This is a genomic window from Pseudoalteromonas aquimarina (genome assembly GCF_049257255.1).
Taxonomy (GTDB): domain Bacteria; phylum Pseudomonadota; class Gammaproteobacteria; order Enterobacterales; family Alteromonadaceae; genus Pseudoalteromonas.
Map to the genome: position 1 here is coordinate 307,493 of NZ_JBMMUG010000003.1, position 26,029 is coordinate 333,521.

Consider the following 26,029-nt stretch of genomic DNA (forward strand, 5'->3'; position numbering starts at 1 on the left):
GCGCGATGTCATCAAGTAAATGCCCATTTACATCAGGAAGTATTACACAAACCGGAAAATCGAACACAGATTGGTGGCCTAACACCCTCAATCTCGATATTTTGCATCAGCACGATTCTAAAACTAATCCACTTGGTAGCGACTATGATTACCGTGAGCAATTAAAACAGCTTGATTTTGCAGCGCTGAAAGCAGACTTAACCGCACTTATGACTGACAGCCAAGATTGGTGGCCTGCCGATTGGGGCCATTATGGTGGTTTAATGATCCGCATGACATGGCATGCCGCGGGCAGTTATCGCGTTGCCGATGGTCGCGGTGGTGCAGGCACAGGTAATTTGCGTTTTTCACCGCTTAATTCATGGCCAGATAATACCAACCTCGACAAAGCGCGTCGTTTACTTTGGCCAATCAAGAAAAAGTACGGTAACAAGTTAAGCTGGGCGGATTTAATTGCCTATGCTGGCACCATTGCTTATGAGTCGATGGGACTTAAAACTTATGGCTTTGCGTTTGGCCGCGAAGACATTTGGCATCCAGAAAAAGATACCTACTGGGGCGCAGAAAAAGAGTGGCTTGCTCCATCAGAAAATGACAACAGTCGTTACTCAGGTGAGCGCGACCTAGAAAATCCATTAGCCGCAGTAATGATGGGCTTAATTTATGTTAACCCAGAAGGGGTTGATGGTAAGCCAGACCCACAAAAAACCGCCCATGATGTACGTGAAACCTTTGCCCGCATGGCGATGAATGATGAAGAAACAGTAGCACTTACTGCAGGTGGTCATACCGTAGGTAAATGTCATGGTAATGGCGATGCCGCGAAACTTGGCCCTGAACCAGAGGCGGCGGATATAAATGAACAAGGCCTTGGTTGGAATCATCAAGACGGTAATGGTTTGGGAGCTCACACAATAACCAGTGGCCTTGAAGGTGCGTGGACAACCAACCCTACTCAGTGGGATAACGGCTATTTCGAGTTGCTACTCAACCATGAGTGGGAACTTAAAAAGAGCCCAGCAGGTGCATGGCAATGGGAACCTGTCGCTATTAAAGAAGAAGATAAGCCGCTCGCGGTTGATGGCAACGGTAAACGCAATAATCCCATTATGACCGATGCTGATATGGCGATGAAGGTTGATCCAGAATATCGCAAAATTTCAGAGCGATTCTATAACGACCCAGCTTATTTTTCTGAGGTGTTTGCACGTGCATGGTTTAAATTAACACACCGTGATATGGGGCCCAAAGCCTGTTATATCGGCCCAGATGTGCCAAAAGAAGATTTAACATGGCAAGATCCTATTCCAGTTGGTAATACGGCGTATGATGAACAAGCGGTTAAAGCTGCAATTGCTGCTAGTGGGTTATCGATTGCTGAAATGGTAACAACAGCGTGGGACAGCGCGCGTACTTTCCGCCATTCTGATAAGCGGGGCGGTGCAAATGGTGCACATATTCGCTTGGCGCCAGCAAATAATTGGCAAGGCAATGAGCCTGAAAAGCTTGCGAAGGTGCTAAGTGTGTATCAAGCAATATCAGATGAACATAATGTAAGCGTTGCTGATGTGATTGTGCTTGCGGGTAATGTTGCAATCGAGCAAGCGGCAAGTGCAGCCGGTTTTACAGCAAACATAGCCTTTAACAAAGGGCGGGGCGATGCTTCTAAAGAGATGACTGAAGTAGATTCGTTTGCTTATTTAGAGCCTGTACATGATGGTTTTAGAAATTGGCAGCAGCAAACATTTGCAGCAAGCCCAGAAGAGTTATTACTGGAACGTGCTCAACTACTCGGATTAACAGCACCAGAAATGACGGTATTGGTGGGCGGTTTACGGGTATTAGGCTGTAATTATGCTGGTTCTCAAGCAGGTGTGTTTACCGACCGCATAGGGCAACTTACTACGGACTTTTTTGTCAATCTAACAGATATGCGTTATGAGTGGCAGCCAACAGGCGATAATCAATACGTACTGCGTGACAGAGCGACTAAAGAAGATGCTTGGCAAGCTACGCGCGTTGATTTGGTATTTGGCTCAAACTCAATTTTGCGTGCTTATGCAGAAGTGTATGCGCAAGATGATAATGGTCAGAAGTTTGTAGATGACTTTGTTGCGGCATGGAATAAGGTAATGAATGCCGATCGCTTTGATTTAGCAAACTAGCATTTCGCCTAATAAAAAAGCCTTTCTATTTAATTGATAGAAAGGCTATTTTAACTGTTTTCTGAATATATAAATTAGCTTTTTGGTTTTTGTCATAGGCATATTTCCTTAAATTGTTGGGTAATCTCTCTTACTCAAATAATAAGTAGCTACCACCTACGGCTACACCCGTTACAATTGCTGCTGTCATTCCTGCTGTTACTAAACCAACTACCACAAAAGCAGTAAGTGCTGTCGTCATTAAAATATCAAATACGTTGTTCATTTTTTATCTCCCAACTATTTCAGAATTATTTAGTTAACATGTATGTGCCGCCAATTGCTGCACCAGCCATAATTGCAGTTGTCATACCTGCAGTTACAAGGCCTGCTACTACAAATGTTGTTAAACCAGCTGCCATTAAAATTTCGATTGCGTTTGATGTATTCATTGTTCAATTTCCTAGTTAATACCAATCCACTTAAGTAGCTGATCATTCTAGCGGACTAAATATCATGCTAACTGCGTTAGAATTTATCAATGTAGAACAACTACATAAGAAAAATTCCGCCTTGTTACCATTTCATTTATCCAGCGCTATCCCTGATCACATACTTAACAGAATTGGTATAAGTTTGAGTAAAGCGTGTTACTTGAGTTAAATAATAGGCAATTGGGATGAGGATTCTGCTGCTTTGTGATGTTTGGCGATTTGAGGTGATATTTGGTTTTATGAAGTGATAAGTGATAAGTGATAAGTGATTTTGAAATTAGTGAGAATTGCTGTGTTGCGTTACTTTTTAAAAAGGTAAGTCACAATAAAAAGGTGCTCTAAAGCACCTTGTTGAGTTTTATAATTGCGCTGTCAATTTAGAGTGTACTGCTGAGACAGTGAAAGCCAGTATTGTTTTATCTTTATGCGGCGTGACGTTGCTTTGATTGTTTTTGTTTACTAACGCATTGCAAAGTTTACAAACACGGCTGTTAGCATAAATCCCACACCAACAAAAAAGCCAATTAGCGTTGCTTTAACTATGGTCGATTTTTTATTTTCTTCTGTTTGTTCTAGTTTATCGCTCATGATTACATTCCTTATTTTAATTAAAAATGTAGTGTTACAAGTTTTAGTATTTATTAGAGTGTATAGGTCAATACGTTCTAAGTATCACAAATATTTTGTACACGATTTTGTATGTTTTGTAACCTAACATCCTTAATCTTTTTAATTTAACCTGAGTTCAGGTTAATTTAGCTATTGAGCAATAACAATAGTGAAGTTTTGTCATCTTAGAAAAGATTTAATGGCCATCGTTTTGATTTAACGAATGATATTTTTAGATAACCTGATGTCTAATTAAATCATAACGGTGTATTCAAACTAATCTGATAAATGGGATTGAATATTGAATAACCTTTAAATGTTTATAGCTAATTCCAAATTAGCTAACAAGCAGAAAATATTGAACTTTTTTTATTTGGCTAGTTCCTAGTATGAAAACATGCAAAAGGATAAACCATGAAAAAAACAATAATTACAATGGCAGTTGCACTGGTGTTAGGTGGTTGCACCGCTACGATAAAAGAATCCCGTTTTATTCAACAAGATGACAAAGTTGAATTTTATACTCAGTCTTTAATTGCTGATTTAGATAAACGCACACCTAATCATCAAGTGATTCAAATCAGCATGCAAGCGGATAATGAAGCACTAACACTCAATGGCTTACACCTTGATCACCCCAGTACAAGCAATACCATTTTATATATTCCGGGCAATGGCATGAGTGTTGAAAAAGCAGCTAAAAAAGCACTGGTTGAATTGGCTGAATATGGCAGTGATATAGTGATATTCGATCGTCGAGGTTTAGGTGCGAGTGACGGCAAAGCAACGATTGCTAACCTGATAAGTGATGCTAATTTAAGCTTAGATTATACTAAAAACACACTAAAAGCCGACAAAGTAATTGTTCATGGTTACTCGTTAGGCAGTTTTGTTGCTGCACAAGTTGCGAAGAATAAGCCTATTGATGGCTTGGTAATGCAAGGTTCGGCCACTAATGTCGATGATTGGATTGATGAAGCAATGCCTTGGTATTCAAAAGTATTTGTTAACGTTGAGGTTGATGATGCTTTTTATAGCGTTGATAACCGTCAAGTTGTTAGTGAGGACTATAGCGGCCCACTACTTGTCATCGGTGGTGGCAAAGACACACAAACACCAGCTGTATTATCGCAAAAGCTTTTTGATGCGAGCAATAGTGAAATTAAACAGTTAGTGATTGCTGAAGAAGCAAATCATGGCCAAATGTTTGACAATAAAAAGGTTCAAATGGCTTATAGCAGCTTTATTTCCAGCCTCTAAGCATTGATTTATTATAACTTCCAAGCGATTGTAATTGATAATGAGCCCAACAGGCAGGTTTCCGAGAATGTTTGAAATTTCGTTGCACTGGAATTTAAATGATGTTTAGAAATGGTAACTTTATGGTTCTTGAATAATTGCTAGAAAAAAAGCCTTTCTATTTAATTGGATAGAAAGGCTATTTTAACTGTTTTCTGAATATATAAATTAGCTTTTGTGTTTTTGTCATAGGCATATTTCCTTAAATTGTTTTGTAATCTCTCTTACTTAAATAATAAGTAGCTACCACCTACAGCAACACCCGTTACAATCGCAGCTGTCATTCCTGCTGTTACTAAACCAACTACAACAAAAGCAGTAAGTGCTGTGGTCATTAAAATATCAAATACGTTGTTCATTTTTTATCTCCGATGCGTTTTACGATTATTTAGTTAACATGTATGTGCCGCCAATTGCTGCACCAGCCATAATTGCTGTTGTCATACCTGCAGTTACAAGACCTGCTACTACAAATGTTGTTAAACCAGCTGCCATTAAAATTTCGATTGCGTTTGATGTATTCATTGTTCAATTTCCTTTAAGTTTGAGTAAAGCGTGTTGCTTGAGTTAAATAATAGGTAATTGAGGAGAGATTTCTGCTGCTTTGTGATGTTTGGTCAATTGCGGTGATATTTGGTTTTATTTCGGGATAAAGGAATTGTGTTAGTGGCGAATGGGTGACTTTCAGGTTGTATAAATAAAAAAACCGATGCAGCTGCATCGGCTTTTCAGCGTTTGTTTATTCGCGTCGTTATTCTTCGACTAACACTTGCTTGCCGTCGCTATTTACAACCAGTAAGTAAGACTCACCAAAGTCACCGGTGCATAAATCGATTGCATGACCATTAATTGTTAAGTCGAGTGCGCAGTTATCAAGAGTTAAAAAGTCAGATACTTTGCCGCGCTCAGTAGTCATTACTTGGCTGCCTTTTAATGTCACTGGATACACGCCGTTTGCGAAAATACGCACGTTGAAAGTATTGGCATTATCGCGCTCTTTTTTCTCAAGCAGGGTAAGGTGTTTCTCCACACCATTTTGCCAAGCAATTACCCAATATTCATCATCGTCACTTAAGTTAGTATGCATCTTAACTTCATTACTATTACTCATAGCGCCGCGCATACCAATATTAACTTGATTCATTACTGCTGGGTAATCATAGTCGTATTCACTGGAGTAGCCATTCACTTGTATATTACCTGCTACTCGATTTTTACTATCAAATAACCCACTTGAGCCTGTCGCTAAATTACGTTGTTGCAAATGAAAGTCGAGGCTATAGTCCATTGCATTGATAAACGAAAACTCTGCTTCATGGGTTAATGCATCGTCTAAATCATCTGTAATTGAATCACTGCAGCCAATTAGTCCTAAGCTTAGTACACTTACAAATAGTGCTGCTTTCCCTGTATTGTTAATCATAATTTGTCTATTCTCAATCTACCCCAAAAATTCTAGCGCGATAATAACATAGTACTAGTTCTAAAAGGGTGGGAATGGGAACAAACAATCTAATCTTATGTAAGAAAGTATTTAAATTTATTACAGATCCTTACGTTTATAGGCTAGGCGAAAAGATGCCCTCAATCGAGGGCATAGCATATTTATATTCAGTTCTTGTTATGCAATATGCGATAAAGCGCTGGCAAAACAAAAAGTGTTAGCAAGGTGGATGAAATCACCCCGCCAATAACCACAGTCGCCAGCGGCCTTTGCACTTCTGAGCCAATGCCAGTGTTAAGTGCCATTGGAATAAAACCAAGCGAGGCAACAAGTGCGGTGGTAAGTACTGGGCGTAATCGCGTTAGCGCCCCGGTTATAATGGCGTCATTTAAGCCAAGCTTATTTGCTCTTAACTCACGAATAAACGACACCATTACTAAGCCATTTAAAATTGCTATACCAGACAGGGCAATAAAGCCCACAGCGGCTGAAATTGAAAACGGAATATCTCGCAGGAATAGTGCAAAAATGCCGCCCGTAAGCGCCAGTGGTACGCCGCTGAAGATAATCATTGAGTCTTTAAATGAGCCAAGAGCGATTAACAACAGCGCCACAATAATCGCTAAAGTTAAGGGTACAACTAAGGTTAAACGCTTGGTTGCTGATTGCAGTTTTTGGTAAGTTCCGCCGTATTCTACCCAGTAACCTGCGGGAATATCTGCATTTTGTTCAATCGCCATTTTCACATCTTTTACAAATCCACCTAAATCGCGGCCACGCACATTGGCTGTTACCACAATGCGGCGTTTACCATTTTCACGGTTAACCTGATTTGCCGAGTTTACTTTTTCAATGCTCGCGACTTCTGACAACGGAACATAATCGCCATTGGCTAAGGTAATGGGTAGGTGTTTAAGATTATCGATATCACGGCGTTTATCATCGGGTAAACGCACCACAATATCAAAACGGCGATCGCCTTGATTAAATTTACCAACGTCCACTCCACCCATGCTAATGGCAATTTGCTGTTGTAAATCGGCCTTGGTCAGAGCATAACGCGCTAACATGTGATCAATTGGATTGATGGTTAAAATGGGCAAGCCTTTAATTTTTTCCACTTGCACATCGCGAATACCAGCAACGTTTTCAATTGCACTTTCAATGCGCTTTCCAACAATCGCAAGGGTATCAAAATCATCGCCAAATACCTTAATCGCAAGCTCTGAACGTACTCCTGACAGCAGTTCATTAAAGCGCATTTGAATCGGTTGCAAAAACTCATAACGATTACCTGGAATGGTTTCAACTAGCTGCTCAAGCTCAGCTACCAGTTGGGTTTTTGGCTTGGCTGGGTTTGGCCATTCAGCACGCGGTTTTAGCATAATAAACACATCCGCAACGCTAGGCGGCATAGGATCGGTGGCGACATCGGGTGTACCAATCTTTGAAAATACACTTAACACTTCGGCTTTTTCAGCAATTTTTTGCTCTAGTAGTTCTTGCATTTTAATCGACTGAGTAAGTGAAGTGCCCGGTATGCGCATCGCATGCATAGCAATATCACCTTCATCTAAATTTGGCACAAATTCGCTGCCGAGTTTGGTACTCATAACGCCAGAAGATGCCATAAGAGCAAGAGCGCTGCCAACAACTACCCAACGCATTTTTAACACAAAGGTTAAGATTGGCTGATAAAGCGCAGTGCTTGCCTTCATTACGATATTTTCTTTTTCTTGTACCGGCTTTTTAAATAACAGAGCAATACATGCAGGCACAAACGTAATTGATAAAACCATGGCACTCACTAGGGCAATTACCACTGTCATTGCCATCGGATGGAACATTTTGCCTTCCACGCCAGTTAGGGCAAAAATCGGTAAATAGACTGCGGTAATAATAAACACACCAAATAGGGCAGGGCGGATCACTTCACGGGTGGCATCAAATACCAAGGCCAAACGCTCGTTTAATGGCAAGGGCTGCGCTTTGTTTTGACTTTTGTGAGCTTGGCTTAAGCGGCGCATACAGTTTTCTACGATAATAATTGCGCCATCAACCAGTAGGCCAAAGTCGAGTGCGCCTAAACTCATTAAGTTAGCACTTACTTTACTTTGTACCATGCCTGTAATGGTCATTAACATCGCAAATGGGATTACCATCGCGGTGATAAGTGCCGCTCTAAAATTACCGAGCAATAAAAACAAAATAACAATGACTAGCAGTGCGCCTTCAAGCAAATTGGTTTTAACGGTATCGAGGGTTTTATTCACCAGTTTTGTGCGATCGTACGCAGGGTTAATCACCACCCCTTGCGGTAAACTTTTACTTATTTCTGTTAAGCGTTCGCCAACCTCTTTTGCCACTTTTTGACTGTTTTCACCAATTAACATAAAGACGGTACTGAGCACCACTTCATGACCATTTTGTGTTGCTGCACCAGAGCGTAGCTCTTTACCTTCAATCACATCGGCAACATCTTTAATGCGAATTACCGCACCTTGCAAATTCGTAACGGGTACATTTTCAAGCTGGGCTAAATCGCTTAATTGACCTGGAATGCGCACTAACCACTGCGACCCATCACGCTCAATAAAGCCCGCTCCTCGGTTTTGGTTATGGCTACCAATAGCATCAATTACATCTTGTTGCGACAAGCCAAATGCCAACAGTTTTTCAGGTTTTATGGCAATTTGAATTTCGCGCTCAAAGCCACCAATGGGGTTTACTTCAACAACGCCTTCTACTTGAACTAATTGCGGGCGAATGATCCAGTCGTGCACGGTACGTAAATCGGTTGCAGTGATTGGGCTGCCATCGGGGTTAATTGCTCCTGGCAAGGCATCAACCGTAAACATAAAAATTTCACCCAGCCCAGTCGAAATAGGGCCAAGCTCTGGCTCTACACCAAAGGGCAACTCAGATTTTGCCGAAACCAAACGCTCATTTACTAATTGGCGGGCAAAATAGATATCGGTGTCATCACTGAATATGGCAACCACTTGTGATAAACCATAACGTGAAATAGAACGTGTGTAACTTAAGTTGGGCACGCCAGCCAGTGCGGTTTCAAGCACGTAAGTAACGCGTTGCTCTACTTCCAGCGGGGTGTAACCGGGCACTTCGGTATTGATAACGACCTGCACATTGGTAATGTCGGGCACGGCATCGATGGGCAGTTTGGTAAACTGCCAAGCCCCCAGTGCTGCAACTAACATTACCATGGCAAGTACTAACTTACTTCGCTCAATCGCGAATTTTAAAATGGATTCTAGCATAAGTAATTACTCACTTTTAGTGGTCGTGTGACGCGCCTGATTTTTCAATGTCGGCTTTTAAGATATAACTGTTGTCGGTGGCATATTCGCTGCCAATATCAATGCCACTTAACACTTCAACCCACTCACCGCTGCTGCGACCAAGGGTTAACATACGAACCTCAAATTGGTCGCCAAATTTGGCAAATACCACATTAAAATCACGAAATGCATGCAGTGCTTTTTTCTCAATTGCCATCGGTACCGTAAAGCTTTCAAGGGTGATGTCGGCGCTAACAAATTGGCCTACTTGCAGTTGGTTATTGGGGTTTGGGATGAAGGCGCGATAGGTTTTTGCTTGATTGCCAGCAACTGAAAATAGACTGTCTTTAATGGTGGTATCTATTGGCGTATTTAAGCCATTTACATTAACGCTTACTGCTGCGCCTTGGCTGATTTTTGCTGCGTCGTTTGGAAAAACTTGTAGCTCTGCAACAAGCTCAGTCATATCGGTAATTTCTATTAAGCTGCGCCCAGCCGTTTGCTCACCAAGTCCCACATTTTGTTTAGTTACAATGCCATTAATCGGGGAAATAACGCGGTAGCTTTGTAAGCTGTCGTTACTTTGAATGGTCATTATGTGCTGACCTTTTTTAACCTGCATACCCAATAGCGCAGTGAGTTTGGTAATTTCACCATCAAAACGCGCGCTTATTTGGCGCTTAGCTCCTGCTGGCAGGGCGAGTTTTCCATACACAGGCAAAGTTTTTGTCAGGGTTTTTGCTTGCACGGTATTGGTGTTAATGCTCAGTTGCTCAGCAATGGGGGCAGCAATTTGAGTGCGTCCTTCAAAATTATCAAAATGCCACTCATAGACTTCACCTTGATAACTGGCGCTTATTTCAACGCTAAATGAGTGGGGCTCGTTTATCGGTGACGTACCCTTTAAAAAGGCGCCATTTGGTTTAAATGAAATGGTGTCTTTTTTGCCACCTAATCGGCTCAGGGTAACGGTAACGTCCACATCGACGGGTGCTACTGTTTTTTCGTGATCTTTAACAAATACACGGTATTCGGGTGCTTTTCCTTGTTCAACTAGTTGCAGCTCCAAAGAGAAGTCACCTGTTTTGAAAAGTCGTCCACCGTTTGGCCCCGTAGCTGCATCGTTGTGCTCGCTATCATCTTGCTGGTGATCGTGGTCGCTTCCGGCAAGCGCATCAAAATTTAGCACAATGAGTAATAGGCTCACTAAAAATGCATTTAATAGATTTGATAATTTCATCGCAATCTCACTTAATTGTTAGGCTCGCGCCGGTTAAGCGCTCAAGTTCAACATTGAATCGTTGAATATTGGTGTAGGCTTGTATCAGCTCCAATCGGGCTTGTAATAACTCTTGTTTTACTGCGTACCAATCGGTGTATCGGTAGCGCCCCTGCTGATAGGCAAGCTCGGCTTGTTTACTTGCGGTTTCGAGGGCGGGAAGTGATTCTTTTAAAAGCGCATTGGCAATATGGGTATTGTGGGTTAGCTTGTGGTTAAGTAGTAACGCTTGGGTTTGGGCGCGCGCAATCCAGGCTTTTGCCTCGGCTGCTTGCTGCTGTTTACTGGCGTTAAGCGATGCAATTTTCCCTTCGCTACGAGACGCACCCCCTAACGGAATTGAAACGCCAGCACTTAGTGAAAAGTCATTAAGCGCTTGGTCGCGCGTAATGCCTGTATTGATTTGCCAAGCGGGCTTACTCTCAGCTTGTGATAGTGCAATTTCTGATGAGATTACACGCTGTTTTGATGCAAAGAGTGAAAAACGCGGCGTGTTTTTTAATTGTGCTTTGGCATCTTCCAGTGAAAGGGCATTAGGTAATTGGGTTAAATCGCCCGTTACATCAAATTCAGCAGAACCTTGCCACTGGGCTGCTAACTGTGATTTTGTTGCTTCAATTTCAAAGTAAAGATCTTCAACTACTAATGTTTGCTTTGCTAAATCGGCTTTTGCGCGGTATTTATCAATACTGTTTACGCGGCCTGCTTCTACCCGTTTGGTAATCTCTGACAGGGCTTTTTTGGCTTGTTTTTCCGCCAGAGTTGCCAGTTGTAACTGGGCTTGTTGCGCTAATAAGGTAATAAACAAATTGGCCGTTTCGGCAGCTAAATCGAGCGCTTTGGCCTCTTTTTCAACGGCATAAATCAGCCCTTGTTGCTTGGCGATATCCACTCGTGCATCCACTTGCTCACCATCGAGCAACCACGCAATACTCAAGCTTGTTTGGCTATTAGAAAAGCCCTGATAATCGCCAGTGCCAAGTGCATCTTCAACGCTTACATCAAGGGTAACTGGGCTTGCAACCCCAGCTTGTTGAATAAGCCCTTGATTTGCTTGTTGCAAATAAATTAGCGGCGTTAAATCAGGGTGGCTTTGTATTGTCTTACTGATGGCGGTTTTTAAAGTTATGACTTCGTTTGCGGCAGCACCCTGTGGTGCGAGCAATAGACTCGCAACGACAAGGTTTAATCCTATCAATAACCGACTGTTAATCGGTTTTCTTTGTGTGACAAATTTTATAAGCATATGTTTACTCCTAAAATTTAGGCTTTGTACCGATTGTTAATCGGTTTTTTGAATTTGCAGAAATACCTTTAAAGTCCATGATATTAATGACTCGTAAAGGTTTCGATAAAGTGGTGGATGCTATCGACTGAGGTCAAGCATAGGAAAAATGCGGCAATTGCGAGCAGCATCATGAACAAGTGATTAACTGGTTTTAGCGATAATTGCCCAAGTAAAAAATACACACGTTGCTCTAGCACATCAGCGCCAAAATTAGCCACCATGTCAGTATTTTTAAGGGTAATGCCTGTGGCATTTAGCCTTGCTACTTTTACAAGAGTGCCCGCAATATCGAGTGATGAAGTAGTGTTTGAAACCACGGCGTTATCAGCATCTTGCTCCATTGCTAAGGTCATATGCAGGACTAAACGCTGTTTAATGTTTGGTATAAAAAATGCCGCGAGCAGGGCAAATAACCATTTTTTAAATGGGTCACGCTTATTTGCATGGGCTAGTTCGTGCTGCATAACAATATGGTATTCAGTGTTGCTAATTTGCTCGCGCATGCCTTTAGTAACAAAGCACTTAGGGCTGATAAAACCTGCAGTAAATGCTGCGGCATCATTTGAATCGATTTCGAAGGTATTGTTATCAAGCTTACGGGAAAGCGCCATTAAGCTTTTAATTTCATGCTGATGGGCACGCAGTTTTAACAATCTTGAGCTAATTACATATGCCAAAAAACCAAGTGCGCACGCTGTCACTGCCCCGTGCCAACTGAGCCATGAAAAACTGTCAATATGATGCCAATGATCCATACTTGACGCACTTTCAAACGGTGACAGGCCATTGGCAGCGTAGACAAAGTAGGCGGCGGTCGAAAAGGCGCTAAACCAAGGTAAGGTCGCTAAAAACCACAAGGTGATTTTGCGAGATTTAACCTGTAATTTTAAAAATCGCGTACTCAATAATGTGACAAACGCAGACACCGCAATGTTGTGTAGCACAAAGCACACAACGGCAATTGCTAATACATTTAACAATAAAGTGAGGGGTTCTGCGCTCATAACTTAGACTTGTTGCTTAAGTTTTAATTTTTGTTGTTCGATCAGCGATTCTAATTTGTCCAGTTGTTCAACATTGAACTCTGACGACATCGAACTAAATGCGGCAATTAGGCTGCTACCATCGTCTTCACCAACAAAGTCAGTGGTGACTGATTTTATTAGCTGGCCTATTAGTTCGTGGCGCTCAACGCGGGCTTTATAATGAAATGCATGCCCCTCTTTATGACGCGATAACAAGCCTTTTTTGTAGAGGCGTTCAAGGGTGCTTTGGTAGGTATTTAAACTGCCACCGCGGGTATTTTCAAAGTGAGCAAAAACGGTTTTTACGTCAGAGCAACCGTGTTGCCATAGGTAGTGTAAAAGCAATTTTTCTAAATCGCCGAGTTTCATTGTGATCACCTTAAACTAAAAACCGATTAACAGTCGGTATAATAGGTTGACTAAAACCGATTTGCAATAGGTTTTTATTAATTGCCATAAAGAAGATAATAAAAAAGCCTAATAGACACTCTATTAGGCTTTTAAATGACAGAAACAGTTGTCGGTTATAAATATTTTTAACCCATTTATAAAACCTTCATCGGAAAGTGCTTATTGCCCGTGTGTCCAATCCGTCCAGCCAATCGCCTTTCCTGGCTTTGCAGGAACAGGAGCAGGAAATTGACTTCCGTATATTTTATTAATTATATGAGGTTGCCAGGTATCGTCCCCTTCGGCCGGAAAATTAGCCTCTTCGTGCAGCCATGTAAACGCTCGAAGTAATGCATTATCTGACCAGGAAAAGGTGTCGAATCCAGCGCGATTCAGCATAACTGCTTGAGCGATTGCGCCTTGAAGACCTTCATAAACGTAGTTTTCTTTTTCAGGTGGCCATGAAAAACTGCCACTACGTCTTTGTTCTTCAGGCAGCACACCATCAATACTGTGTCCACGCTTTTTGGAACCAATAGGGTTTATGCCAACAGGCTTCTTAGGATTTGCTTGCCACCACTGTGTATCACGGTATTTAAAATCGCTGTAACTCTCTCTATCGCCAAGCCAGCCTTTGAACACGGCCGCTGATGCAGTTAACTCTTCGTGATCTTTAAAATAAATAGCGAGTGCAATGCGACTTGCACCTGCATGTGTGCCCCAATTATTTGGTCTATCTTCGTGAGTTGATTTTAGTGTACGTCCACCCAATTCTTTATATAGTGCTTCTTTAAGCCATGCATCAAAAATCATTTTTTTGTCTTCAGGCAATCCAACTAACTGAGCTGCGATAATATAGCTTGAAAGCTCTCTACCAAATGCGAGCGTTGTGCTTCCTTCTTCTGTTCCAATGGCTTGCATACAGGCATTAATCACATCATCCCGATAGTTTTCATAACCTAAACGTACATAAACGAGTGCTTTAGCAAGTACATACACGTTAGTCATATCATCTTGATTAGAGAGGTTAGGTGTTGAAAGGGGCTTGTCAGCGTTGTTCTTAATGTTTTGCCATGCTTTACCACTAATAGGTAATTCGGCAATCTCATTTGGTGAAATCCATATATAATCAGGCATTGTACTAGCGTATGAAGGTAAAATAAAAATTAAGAATGAAGATAAAAATAAAACGAGTTGGGCAATGTATCTGGTAGAAGTTCGCATAATAGTTTTAACAGACGGAGAATTAAACTTATATTGAGTTTAACGTAAAATTATATTTTGGTTATGATTTTTTATAGCGAAAATAGTCGATAGCTGTTTTAAGCCATGGCAAGCGTTGTTTTAAAAATAGTGATATGACACGTTTATAATTCTTAGAGCTAATTATGGTGAAAAAATCATTTATAGATAGTCTTTCGCCTGAAATATGAAAGCGTAAAAACTGTAATGCTTTTTGCTGCTTTGGCGACATTAGATGTTGGTGCTTAGCGGTAAATACATCAAGTGCATCTAAGCGTTTTTGCGAAGAGCTGCTAATGCGGTTTAATTCATGCGCGGTATTCAGTTGATATGTCGGCTCCGATAGTTTTAAACCATCACCAAATTGCTCACAGAGCCTTAACCAGATATCGTAATCTTGAAAAGCGGGTAAATTCTCATCGAACCCGCCAATGGCTTTTAATCGCTCAGTTAATGTCAGCACCTGATTGCCAGCCTTATTGTAAAAAAGCATATCGTCTAGGGTAATAACGCCAGTATCTAAGGTACGTTCAATTGTGCGAGTGCCTTGGTTTTCAATAACAGGGCTTGTTACAAAAGCATATTTTTCGTCGAAGTGGGCAACTAATTGAGCGATATGATGTGGCAAAAATTCATCGTCATCGTCAAGCCCTGTGATGAGTTCACCTCGAGCAACATTAATCGCTAAATTCCTAGAAAAGCAGGCACCTTTTGCATTTTCATTGGTAATAACTGTGATGCCATGTTCTTTTTCATAGCGGCGCAGTACTTCAGCCGTGTTATCTTGACTACCGTCGTTTACCACGATGAGTTCAATCGGTTGATAGCTTTGCGCCAGAACTGAATTAATTGCAGTTTCAAGCATTTTAGCCCGATTATGGGTTGGCATATAAACTGTAACTAGCATTAATCTTAGCCTTTATCGAACTTTAACTTTTTTAAAAGCTTTGTGGGAATTGAAATGTAACCAGATTTGGTAGCGCGATACAGTAAAGGTAAATACAACACCAAGAAAATTAACCCCGATAGCAATTGAGATAATAAAATAGGCCAATTGAGCGCAGTTAATTCAGTTGAAATTAGGTAACTAACAATTAAAACTGAAAACGGTACCAAGCAGTTCAAAACTTCTTTCAAAAACTGCGAAAACGGCAACTGATATTTGTTATATACAAACCAGCTTAATAAAAAAAATAAGGCAACAAATGATAGAGATGCAGCAAGTGCAACAGAGGTTAAGTTGTTACTTGTACTTAGTGTAATGACAAGCAGTATTACGGCTACTAACACAGAAATAAGCGCAATGAGTGCGGCTTTTGCTTGCCATTGATTGAATACAATGATGCCACGTACTGGATAACTTAAGGTTAAGAAAAATGCACCAATCAGTAACCATTGTGCAGGTAAAATTGACTCGTTAAATGCAGGCAAAAACCACGTTATAAACACAGGTAGTGCATAACACATAACAGCAATAACAAGTGGTATAAAGTAAGCATTCAAACGAATACCTTTGATCATATACTGTTCTAAAATAGCTTCTCTTGAACGTTGTTTATCTTCTGCCATCAGTAATTGTTCTGTCACTTCTCGAGAAGAACCAGGAATATTAATCATTACACCAACTAAAATGCCTGCAATGGCATAAATTCCCAGTGCTTTTGCACCTAAAAATGATGCAACCAACACTTTATCAATATTGCGAAGTGTTAGGTTGACCAAATCGAGCGCCATAATCGGGCTACCAGTTTTTACTAATGATTTAGCAAGTGGCATATTGGCAGCACTTGGCAAGCTTATTGGGATTTTTCTAAGTAAAAAGCACAGAGAAATAAAGCAGGATAACCCGAGTGCTAATAATGCACCATATAAACCCCACAACAAGATAAAACTAAGTCCAAAAACAAAGTTTAAGGTATAGCGAATAACGGTTGTTTGACTCACTAAGGTGAAGTTATGGTAACCCTTAGCTTCGGCGCCATAATGCTCATAAAGCGCATTGAGGAAAATAATAACAGCCATCGCATAGAGGCCATATTCCATTTCAGGAGAAAGCGGGGCGCTTATGGCGTAGCCTGCCATAATTATTGCTAATACAGTGGTCGCAACTAAAGTAACGACCAAAGTAGTATGTGTGAAAAGGTTAAGTGCACTGCTATCTTTTTCAGCTAACTCAGCGATTTTAAAGCGCATTGCTGAACGTGTACCAAGATGTGCAAAATTAGCATAAAAAGGGACTACGTTTAGTAGACTCCAGATACCAAAAAGCTCAGGACCAAGTAAACCTGGGCGAAAAAATGCAGTAGCAAGTCCAAGCATATGGCGATAAAAATTGCTCGATGTAAAATGAACAATGTTTTTAAATGCCGATTTTTGATGGGCTGTTGGCACCTGTTCTTGACTCATTTTATTGTGGCTTTACTAATCTTAACCCCGAATAAAAAGCACGCGAGCCGGGTTCATCGTAATGTCTACGAGAGCACTGACCGAACTTAGATCCTTTATTCCAAGCGCCACCCCGTTGCGCACGATAAACATGGCCATTCATAAAGTGGTAGCTATCATCGCCCGCATAAACTGGCTGGTGGCGTTGATGTTTACTGTAACCATCTTTAGCAAATGCATCGAGTGTCCATTCCCACACGCCATCGTTCATATTATTTAACCCAAGATGAGAGTGATTTTCATCTTGTTGATGTGAAGGAAAATATTTGATGTTTTCACCTTGGTTGCGACACGCATACTCCCACTCAGCTTCAGTAGGTAAGCGATAAATTTGACCTGCATTGCGGTTTAATTTACACATAAAAAGTTGTGCATCTTGCCATGAGACTTGGTTTACAGCGGATGTGGCACACGCTTCGCCTTTGCAAGACTGTTTGGATGGATTATAACCCAAGGTATCTTGCCAAAGTTGTTGGCTGACTTCGTTTTGAGCAATCCAATAACCGCTTAAACAAACTTTATGCAGTGGTTGTTCGCTGCTAGAGCATTGCTTGTTCCAAGGCCCGCAGCCCATTTCATAACAGGCACTGCCGACCCAAGTAAATTGGGTGTTAGTAACCTCATCAAGCCAAGATTTAATTTGTTCGTTTTCATTTGGGAATGGCTTCTTCGGTTGCCAGTCGTGGGTTGTAAATGTATTGATATACTGACCACTTTTACTGTCCCAAAAGTGCACATTATTTCGTTCATCACTAGTCATAATAACGCCATCATTGTTAACAAATGCGACACTTTTAAGAATGTAATCTGAGTTCTCAATATTCAACAACTTACGTTTGGTGCGCAATTCCCAGAGTGTAATATCACTGTTTTCATAGATGGCTATTAATTTTTGTCCATCACTAGAAATATCGAAATGAGTAATTTTCCTTTTTTCGGGATCATTAAACGTTGATTTGTGGCCTGTTGACGTCTGCCAGTAATGGATGCCAGTTTGTTTACTGGCGCTTATTAAAAAGTCATTCTTCTCATCGAAACTTAAGTGAGTAACACTACCTTGATGAAGCGGATAGTGCGCTTCCATTTTATGTGTTACTAAATTCCATAAACTAATATTTCCTTCAATATCAGCTGATGCGGCATATTTATTATCTGAAGATAGAGTAACGGAAGAAATGGGGGCAGAATGTTTTCTAAATGTTTTGATTTCGCGGCGCTTAACTAAATCCCACAGGCGAACCTCGCCGTCTAGGCTTCCTGAAATTGCTACCTCTGCACTGTTAGAAAAGGCAGATGCGGTAATTGCAGATAAATGGCCTGTGAAAGATTCAAGCTCACTGCCAGTAGCGACATCCCATAGTGTCAAGCGTTGAGAAGTGCCACCAGATAATGCGAGTAACTTATTATTCGAAATGGATGAAGTGTAAATTTTGCCTTCTTTCTCAGCTAATACATTTTGTGGGCATGCAGCTTGGGTATCCCAAATAACAAGTTCGTTACCATTATTGACAAGTAATGAATCACCATTTCCAGAAAGGGAGATTTTATTGTGTTTTTCGAAAAAAGCTAGAGTTGAAGGTTCAATGGTAATTTCTACTCGTCGGTTAAGTGCTTTACCCTGTTCAGTAGAATTATCTGCCACGGGATTAGCCTTTCCCTTTGAGCGCACTTCACGAATTTGTATTTCATTTTGTAAGTGAGGTTGTAAAAGTGTTTTTACTGCGAGTGCTCGGCTTTCACCCAATTGTAAGTTGTATGCATTAGAAGCCCTACTATCGGTATGTCCTATTAAATCTAACTGAAATTGATGTTGTTCAATTTGTTGTAACTCAGTAATAAGTCGTTGTAATAGTTGTTGGTATTCAGGTTTTATAACAGATGAGTCTGTGTCGAAATAAATACTCAATGTAAAAGCATTATCTTGTTCAACTAAAGTGGACACTTTTTCTTGAATATCGATGTTTGTTGGAAATGAGTATGCATCGTTATTAGCTAATGTAGTACTACAAAATAGTACAGATGCCATGGCCAAGCATGTTGAAATAACTTTGTCAGTACTTAGGTTGAGGCAACTGACTTTCTTTCTTGGTTTAGTCATTTTTGATTGGCTCCCATTTGATAACACGTTTGTTACGAATAAAATCTAACATACCAAGTAAAACACCTAGATTACCCAGCACGAAATAATGAACAGCATTGAATAGTTTTAAGACTTTGTGAGGTAGTAACGTTGAATAAGGTGCGATAAATGCTGTTATATAAAATCCAATTTGTAAAAACATAGTAATTTGATACACGAAATGGGTTTTGAATAACAACATATTTGAAAGAAGTATTAAAATTAGCGAGAGCGGCAGTAAGCGCCTCATTACTTTATTTATTATTAATCCAAAGGCAAATAGTCCGGTTCTGAAAGGATTTAATAATCTCGGAAACATTGCAATACCGGTCAGGCTTCGGCATGTGATGCGTCTGCGACGACTGATTTCGTGTTTACTATTACGTGAAGGAGTTTTAATAAATGCTTTTGCTTGTCCTTCAAAAACAAACTTTTTACCTTGGTTGATTACAGCCAATGCACTGTAAAGGTCGTCTGTTACCCCTTCAGCAATTGGACTGTGATGTTCACGCCTTATAGCATAGAGCTTGCCATCATTTGATGTTAAAAAGCCTAATTTGCTCTCTTGTAACTTTATCCAGCTATCGAGTTTGATGTATTTCTTTTGAGCATCTTTAAGAGCACTAATATCAGTGGATATGGCTCGTTGACCACAAACGCCACTTACCTCGGCATGAGCAAAATGTTTTGTTAAATGGGTAATAGCATCATTTACCAAAATTGCATCAAGATCAGAAAAAATGAGGATATCAGCATCTGTATGCTCTACTGCTCGATTAAGTGCTTGCGCTTTTCCTATATGATTTTCGTCAAACAGAACAGTTATGGCATCGGTCTTTAGAGTGTTTAGCAAAGAAAGAGTGTTATCTGTTGAACCGTCAGAGAAAAAGATAAAGTTAATTTTTTCTTTTGGATAATCTAATGACAGGCAATTCTCGACTTTCTTCTCGACTAATAGTTCACCATTTCGTGCAGCGATTAACATAGTCACTGTAGGAAGGTTATGGACTGGTTGATCCGATATTTTTTTCTTACTACGAATAAAATAAAGTAAACATGGATATAGCAGAAATACAGATAAAAAAGGAACTAAAGCCACTATACCAATGAGCCATGCAAAAAATAATAGACTATCCATTTTGTTTGCTCTCATCTAAAGCAGTCTGGCTATAACGAAGAGCCAGTTGGGATAATGCTAAGCCAACCAGCATAAATTTATGATGTGTTTCACTAAAAATTAATAAGTAAAACAGTGTTGCAAATAAAAAGAGCCTCAAACTGGCAATGTAATCAGCTTCTTCTTGCATATTCGCATTTAGATAACGATTCTTTGCTGTTGTAAATGCTCTTAAAGCTGTCATTAGTAACATTAAGAACGAAATTAGTCCTATAATTCCGGTACCAACAAGAATTTCAATGTAACTATTATGTGCATATCGACCTAGAATTTTTCCTGTTTCTTTGTCAATTTTTGCATATTGAGTTTGTGCATAAATTCGGTAAAAGCTATCCAGTCCATGGCCAAATAAAGGGCGTTCAATAAATGCATCGGAGGCAACTTCCAAATAGCTTGCCCTTCTAACTAGCGAGGAATCTTCCCAAGATGTTAATGAAGTTTGACGTTGCCAAAATGAATCTGGCATAACTACAACAAAAGTCGTGAGACTAATACTTAGACCAAGTAATATGAATCCAATATATTTCACTTTGAAAAAATGTCTAAATTCAAAAGCTATTAGCGCCGAAATAATTACAAATACTAAAAAACCACCGCGTGAAAATGTTAAACCAATGCCAAGCACTGCATTTGCTAATAAAATTCCATAAGCAAGTTTAGATATTGGACGTTTTGCATACAAAAAGCCATGAATAATGATTGGTAGAGTTGCAATAATCATAAGCGAGAGATTATTTGGGTCGATAGTTGCACCTACATTACGCGTTAATTTCCCGCCCATATGTTCTTGCGTAAAGAGATTTAAACCAAATAAGTAATCTAAGTTACCTAATAGGGTGCTAATGGCCACACTTATAATAATAATCTTTGGGATTGTTTTTCTGAACCCGTGCCTTGGAACTAATGCAACTACAAGTAAAATATAAAGCAAAGCAGCGATCCAGAGTTTAAAATCTTTAATTGAAGCTGCCATATATGGCGAAAGCCAGGTAGAGATTATTGCAACTAAAAAGAACAAGCCTAACCATAACGAAACTGGGTTTCGTAAATCATTAAAAGACTTTTTATGGATTATTCTATCAGTAATAAAAACTAGAAATGTTCCCCCTGCAACTATCCAAGCAAGGTTTATTTCTGTACCTCCCACCATTATCTTTCTAAAAGCACCAAATGGGATCATAAAAATCAAAATGTAAACGCCAAATTGAGGTGACTTGGCCATTACTAAGCTAGCGATAACTAGAATGCTTGGAACCGCTGCTAGGACATAATATTTGGTGGTTAAAAGTAACACCGTCAGTACTATCAGCACTGAAATGATGAATAAACGTGAAAGACCGATGTCACTAAGTTGTCTGCTCATATTGTCAGGAAATACTCTTATGTAAAAAGTATTTATGTAATTTTAGTTGATTCAATGGGCTGAGCTTTCGCATCGATACTACATACATAAACGCGTCAGGATAATTACTGCTTGCATCGCGCTTAAACTTTAATTTAGCTTCGCAATGGACAGACTTATGCCTTGCTTTTGACTGAAACAAAGGCTTGTATTGAGTAATTAATTCAATCGCTGCAATATCGTTTGTTATCTCGTGTGGTAGTGCAATGTATACATCATCTTCATTTATGTTAATTACCTCACCTTGCAGATCACTAAGATGTATTTTAAGTTCATCAGAGCTGTCTTCTTCTGAATGTTTATACCACAAATTAACTTTGGTTTTATGGCAGTTAACTCTGTCTAACTCGCGTCTTTCAGCAGGACTTTTGTAAAGAGGTGATAAGTGTTTGACAACTTTTAAAGCGACTTTTGGCAATTTGCGCATCAATTTGAAAAGCAAAACGCTCAGGGCATAAGATAATAAGACAATATCAGATTTAACCTCATGACTGCGTTTTAAGTAGAAATTATCAATCAATGCACGGGTTTTTTTAGATGCACTGTGTGGAGTAAACAGTTGAGAGTAACCAATTAACCCTGGCTTTACAGCAAAACGCTTATCATACCAAGGGATCTGCTTACACATTTCATCGTAAACAGTTTGCCTCTCAGGGCGTGGGCCAATAATGTCCATATCGCCTTTGAGTACATTAAACAATTGTGGTAACTCATCTAGGCGAGTTTCACGTAAAAATTTACCTATTGGAGTTTCTAGTTTGAGTGTACTTGTCGATACTAATTCAGCACCGATAATGGCCTCCGCATTTTCCGTTAACGTTCTAAACTTATACATCGTAAAGGTTTTTTTATTTCTACCGAGTCGTTTTCCGGCATAAAAAGCTGAGCCGCCATCTTGTAATTTAATGATGATAGGAATGATAAAAAACACTGGTAGACTTACCAAAAGCAATACTAGCGCGGCTAATTTATTAAATAAGGTGTTAGCAATTCCTTGCTTGGCAACATATCCACTATCGAAGTGAAAAGGGTGATCTTGTTTCATAAACTGCATACTACCTATTGCTATTTATTTGATGTGCGTTTTAGCTTTTTGGGTAAATTAATGAAAAACCTTAAAACGCGTGTTGTGTAAGCAGGTTTTGTGGTGACTTCCTTATTACTTAATGCACTAATGGTTGGTAACCCTAAATAGCGCTCTGAATCACTGACACGCTTAATTGAGTCATCAAAGTACTCGTTAATGAACGCCACGGTTAATGCAACTAACACTGCAATTACTAAGCCAAATGGAATCAGTAATCGCTTATTTGGGAAGGTAGCCGTATTACTTGCCCATGCAGGAGTAAGCACAATTATTTGAGTATTTAAGCTTGCACTTTGAATACGTTCAAACATTAAGGATTCTTCTTTTAGGCGATAATAATTCTCAAACGATTTCTCTAATAAGCGTTTTTCTCGTTGTAGTTTTTCAAGTTGCAATTGATACTGAGCCAGATCACCATTTCTGGTATCTAGTTCGATAATTCTTTCTTGTAAAAATCTAATACTATCACGCACCGCGGCAAGCTCATTTTCTTGATGCTCCATTAACGCACGTACTTCACGAATAAGTGTACGATACGATTTATCAAGCTCGGCTTTCATACTTTTGGCACGCTCACTGCTCGCAACAAAATTACGACTAATTTTTGTATATTCTTCTAACTTTAAATGCACAACATTTGCGATATCTCGAATGGCTTGATTTTTAATATTTGAGAAAAACTGGTAAGCTTTTTTTTCATAACCTGGTAAGCGATTAGCGTTGAGTTTTGCCATTTCATCAACTAAGTTGAGTTGTTTTTGCATATATTTGAGATCAGCATTCAGTGCTAAACGGCTTTTCTCAAGTATGCTTAGTTGCAATTGATAATCTTTTTTGACTGCTAAATTACTTTCAATTTCTTTTAGTGACTCAGGCGCTTTTATCTTGGCTACGACCATCGCTATTTCAGATGATTTAACATCGATTAAACTTTGGTAAGACATTACAGTTTGATCATAGAAATTTTTGGTTTCTTCCGGTTTGTAAACAGCATTTCGATAGCTCAAATATTGATTCACAAGCTCTTTAAGGATTGCCTTTCCTTCACTGGGTGAACCCCACACAATGCCAAGCTCTAGTACTTGAGATGAACGAACCACAGTAACCGATAATGCTGATGCTAACTTACTGCTGGTTTTTATCAGCTTTTCTTCAGCCGCCTTGTCTTTCGTGTCAGTTCCATCAGGAGTTAATGGTATATCAAACACTTGGTCGTTTTTAGCTAATGCTAAGATGGTTCTTTTAAGCACTTCAACAGAACCTATGATTTCTGCTTCTGAGTTTAAGTCTTCACGTGTTATTTCTTGTTTCTTTTCTTGTAATTGCTGAACAATTTCAGGATTACGTTCAACCCGTTTACCCTTTACTAATAAGGTCGATTGAGAGGTATATTTTTTGGGAGCTAAGAATGCTACGGCTAATACAGCGATAAAAATTAATGCTATAGTATCAATAATTAAACGTTTATTAGCAAAAACAATAAAGAGAATTTCTCTTATAAAGTTTTCCGATTTGTATGCTTCTGTATTCACTTATTAATGCCTTTATTATTAATCTTCATCAACCGGCGCTCTACGTAATTGCCAAGAAAAGTTTAATCCCCAACCTCTGAACATTAAAACGTCTGAGATTTGTTGTGCCAAATAGGCTGCATCTGAAAGTGGCGTTGATGGTATATAAACAATATCGTCAGGCATCAAGAAAAATAAGCTACCGTTACCTGCCATTGTGAAGGTTTGCTCCGCGTTAACACGTGTAGCGATCATTTGCTTACCTTTCCGACGGATCACATAAACTTCATCAAGTTGCGCATCGCGATTGTGTCCTTTAGCCAGTGCGATAGCTTGGATTACTGATGTCGGTTTAGTAATGTCATAAGCGCCTGGACTTTCAACTTCACCCATTATGTAAATTTTTGAGCCCGCGTGTTTCTCTAAAAATAAATCTACATGTAAGCTGGTACTGATGTTTTGATATTGTTTGTTAATGGTATTTTTAATCTCAGGAATAGACTTTGCTGCTACAAACACGTCCCCAACCATTGGGAAGGTCACATAACCATCAGGGCGAATTGTTACCAAACGACTTAAACCACGTGCAGAGGTGTGTAAATCTTCTTTCATTTCGCGAATTTGAGATAAGTACTCAGGCACACTGACGTAAAGAGAAGGAGAATTCAGCACACCACGATAGGCTTGTTTTAATTCTTCAGCGACTTCAGACGCGGTTTTACCATATACTTTTATAGTGCCAATGTAGGGCATTGCGATGGTGCCATCAGGTAAAACTTTTTGCGTTTGATTCAGTTCTGAAATATCTGGAAATTTTACTGATACTGTATCACCCAAAGAAATACGATAAACAAGTTCAGGTTGCCAAGTTTGAATTTGGAATAATACGTCTAAAACATCCCCCGGAGAAAGCTTGTATTCAGCTAAATGTTCAAAATCAGGAGGGCTGAAAGAAAAGCTAGTTGCTTCTATAGTTGCTTCTTCACCTAATTTTAATCCTGTTTTTTCTGAACTACTACAACCGAATAAAACAGAAAAAAAACAGCAAAATAAAATTGATGTGCGGAATATTTGGTACATGTTAACAAACATCCTTAACCGTAAAAAATCTGAGGAATGTAAAATTGTCTGCGGTTTAAAATTGTGCCGATCAATTTGCCATGTGAACTTGTAAGTTTATCAGCTGCAGTTTTCACTACTTGCCACTTTGTAGCTTCACATTCCACAACCAGTAAAATGGCATCAAATACGCCACAAATAAGGCTTACTTCAGATGTGCCAAGTACATATGTGGTATCAACAATAATGTAATCATACTGTGATTTAAGTTCAGTAATTAAATTATTAAGTTTGTTATCTTTGATAATTTGTGAAATATGCCCTTTAGGTCTACCCAAAGGCATAATATCAAGGTTACTGTTGTCTGAGGTGTGACATGCTTGTTTAATGTTTACGCTGTCATTTAAACACTCAGAAAGTCCAGGTTGGAGAGGTAATTCAAAAATCTCATGTAACTGCGGGGATTGGATATTACTGTCAATTAACAGTACTTTGTAATTGTTTTCGAGAGCAAGTTTTCGAGACAAGCTGATTGCGCTGAGTGTTTTGCCTTCACCTGACTTGCTGCTGGTCACTAGAATAGATTGCACTCTCTCACCATCAGACGCTTCCATAAGGTTACTCTCTAATAGTGTGAGTTCGTTTTTGAATGAATCGGCAAGTGATATATAGTTAGATGACATCGTTTTAGCCAGCTTATTTATTTTATACAAGCA

23 protein-coding genes are annotated in these 26,029 nt (G+C 39.7%); 2 read left to right on the forward strand and 21 right to left on the reverse strand.

Annotation, left to right across the window (positions count from 1 at the left end; genetic code table 11):
- Positions 1-5 precede the first annotated feature (5 nt).
- A complete protein-coding gene (gene katG / locus AAEU29_RS09385; protein ID WP_421973074.1) occupies positions 6-2,165 on the forward strand; it encodes a catalase/peroxidase HPI in 2,160 nt (719 codons plus the stop codon).
- Positions 2,166-2,295: 130 nt separating this feature from the next.
- On the opposite strand, the gene AAEU29_RS09390 is transcribed toward katG, so the two are convergent.
- The 3 genes from AAEU29_RS09390 to AAEU29_RS09400 form a co-directional block, all read right to left on the reverse strand.
- Entirely contained in the window at positions 2,296-2,430 is a 135-nt protein-coding gene (locus AAEU29_RS09390; protein WP_421973075.1) for a hypothetical protein, read from the reverse strand.
- A gap of 25 nt (positions 2,431-2,455) precedes the next feature.
- Positions 2,456-2,596, reverse strand: coding sequence for a hypothetical protein (locus tag AAEU29_RS09395; protein WP_157813533.1), 141 nt, complete (start codon positions 2,594-2,596; stop codon positions 2,456-2,458).
- A gap of 501 nt (positions 2,597-3,097) precedes the next feature.
- Positions 3,098-3,226, reverse strand: coding sequence for a hypothetical protein (locus AAEU29_RS09400; protein WP_421973076.1), 129 nt, complete (start codon positions 3,224-3,226; stop codon positions 3,098-3,100).
- A 435-nt stretch (positions 3,227-3,661) separates the two neighbouring features.
- Between AAEU29_RS09400 and AAEU29_RS09405 the strand changes: the two genes are divergently transcribed.
- Entirely contained in the window at positions 3,662-4,507 is an 846-nt protein-coding gene (locus AAEU29_RS09405) for an alpha/beta hydrolase (RefSeq protein ID WP_421973077.1), read from the forward strand.
- Positions 4,508-4,770: 263 nt separating this feature from the next.
- Here AAEU29_RS09405 and AAEU29_RS09410 read toward each other — a convergent pair whose 3' ends face one another.
- The 18 genes from AAEU29_RS09410 to AAEU29_RS09495 form a co-directional block, all read right to left on the reverse strand.
- Positions 4,771-4,905 carry a hypothetical protein gene (locus AAEU29_RS09410; RefSeq protein ID WP_269800857.1) on the reverse strand — a complete coding sequence of 45 codons (135 nt, stop codon included), beginning with the start codon at positions 4,903-4,905 and terminating at the stop codon, positions 4,771-4,773.
- 25 nt (positions 4,906-4,930) lie between these two features.
- Positions 4,931-5,071: a hypothetical protein gene (locus AAEU29_RS09415; RefSeq protein ID WP_157813533.1), complete on the reverse strand. Its 141-nt coding sequence runs from the start codon at positions 5,069-5,071 to the stop codon at positions 4,931-4,933.
- 226 nt (positions 5,072-5,297) lie between these two features.
- The gene (locus AAEU29_RS09420) at positions 5,298-5,969 is read right to left on the reverse strand and encodes a hypothetical protein (protein ID WP_421973078.1); all 672 of its coding nucleotides are present in this window, start codon (positions 5,967-5,969) and stop codon (positions 5,298-5,300) included.
- A gap of 188 nt (positions 5,970-6,157) precedes the next feature.
- A complete protein-coding gene (locus AAEU29_RS09425) occupies positions 6,158-9,268 on the reverse strand; it encodes an efflux RND transporter permease subunit (RefSeq protein WP_421973079.1) in 3,111 nt (1,036 codons plus the stop codon).
- Positions 9,269-9,284: 16 nt separating this feature from the next.
- A complete protein-coding gene (locus tag AAEU29_RS09430) occupies positions 9,285-10,529 on the reverse strand; it encodes an efflux RND transporter periplasmic adaptor subunit (RefSeq protein ID WP_421973080.1) in 1,245 nt (414 codons plus the stop codon).
- Between the two features lie 7 nt (positions 10,530-10,536).
- A complete protein-coding gene (locus AAEU29_RS09435; RefSeq protein ID WP_421973081.1) occupies positions 10,537-11,814 on the reverse strand; it encodes a TolC family protein in 1,278 nt (425 codons plus the stop codon).
- An 83-nt stretch (positions 11,815-11,897) separates the two neighbouring features.
- Positions 11,898-12,860, reverse strand: coding sequence for a M56 family metallopeptidase (locus AAEU29_RS09440; RefSeq protein WP_421973082.1), 963 nt, complete (start codon positions 12,858-12,860; stop codon positions 11,898-11,900).
- Positions 12,861-12,863: 3 nt separating this feature from the next.
- On the reverse strand, positions 12,864-13,250 hold the full coding sequence (locus AAEU29_RS09445; RefSeq protein WP_421973083.1) for a BlaI/MecI/CopY family transcriptional regulator: 387 nt from the start codon (positions 13,248-13,250) through the stop codon (positions 12,864-12,866).
- A gap of 201 nt (positions 13,251-13,451) precedes the next feature.
- On the reverse strand, positions 13,452-14,408 hold the full coding sequence (locus AAEU29_RS09450) for an alginate lyase family protein (RefSeq protein ID WP_421973084.1): 957 nt from the start codon (positions 14,406-14,408) through the stop codon (positions 13,452-13,454).
- A gap of 148 nt (positions 14,409-14,556) precedes the next feature.
- Positions 14,557-15,420 carry a glycosyltransferase gene (locus AAEU29_RS09455; RefSeq protein ID WP_421973085.1) on the reverse strand — a complete coding sequence of 288 codons (864 nt, stop codon included), beginning with the start codon at positions 15,418-15,420 and terminating at the stop codon, positions 14,557-14,559.
- A 5-nt stretch (positions 15,421-15,425) separates the two neighbouring features.
- Positions 15,426-16,919: a lipopolysaccharide biosynthesis protein gene (locus AAEU29_RS09460; protein ID WP_421973086.1), complete on the reverse strand. Its 1,494-nt coding sequence runs from the start codon at positions 16,917-16,919 to the stop codon at positions 15,426-15,428.
- Position 16,920: 1 nt separating this feature from the next.
- On the reverse strand, positions 16,921-19,056 hold the full coding sequence (locus AAEU29_RS09465; protein ID WP_421973087.1) for an SUMF1/EgtB/PvdO family nonheme iron enzyme: 2,136 nt from the start codon (positions 19,054-19,056) through the stop codon (positions 16,921-16,923).
- Entirely contained in the window at positions 19,049-20,215 is a 1,167-nt protein-coding gene (locus AAEU29_RS09470) for a glycosyltransferase (protein WP_421973088.1), read from the reverse strand. Before AAEU29_RS09470 ends, AAEU29_RS09465 begins: the two co-directional genes overlap by 8 nt.
- Positions 20,208-21,617: an O-antigen ligase family protein gene (locus AAEU29_RS09475; protein ID WP_421973089.1), complete on the reverse strand. Its 1,410-nt coding sequence runs from the start codon at positions 21,615-21,617 to the stop codon at positions 20,208-20,210. The genes AAEU29_RS09470 and AAEU29_RS09475 overlap by 8 nt, the downstream gene beginning before the upstream one ends.
- Positions 21,618-21,621: 4 nt before the next feature.
- The gene (locus tag AAEU29_RS09480) at positions 21,622-22,701 is read right to left on the reverse strand and encodes a sugar transferase (RefSeq protein ID WP_421973090.1); all 1,080 of its coding nucleotides are present in this window, start codon (positions 22,699-22,701) and stop codon (positions 21,622-21,624) included.
- A gap of 20 nt (positions 22,702-22,721) precedes the next feature.
- Complete coding sequence (locus AAEU29_RS09485; protein WP_421973091.1) at positions 22,722-24,275, reverse strand: GumC family protein; 1,554 nt, start codon at positions 24,273-24,275, stop codon at positions 22,722-22,724.
- A gap of 18 nt (positions 24,276-24,293) precedes the next feature.
- Positions 24,294-25,334, reverse strand: a complete 1,041-nt coding sequence (locus tag AAEU29_RS09490; RefSeq protein WP_421973092.1) for a polysaccharide biosynthesis/export family protein — start codon at positions 25,332-25,334, stop codon at positions 24,294-24,296.
- A 14-nt stretch (positions 25,335-25,348) separates the two neighbouring features.
- A complete protein-coding gene (locus AAEU29_RS09495; RefSeq protein ID WP_421973093.1) occupies positions 25,349-25,996 on the reverse strand; it encodes a CpsD/CapB family tyrosine-protein kinase in 648 nt (215 codons plus the stop codon).
- Positions 25,997-26,029 lie beyond the last annotated feature (33 nt).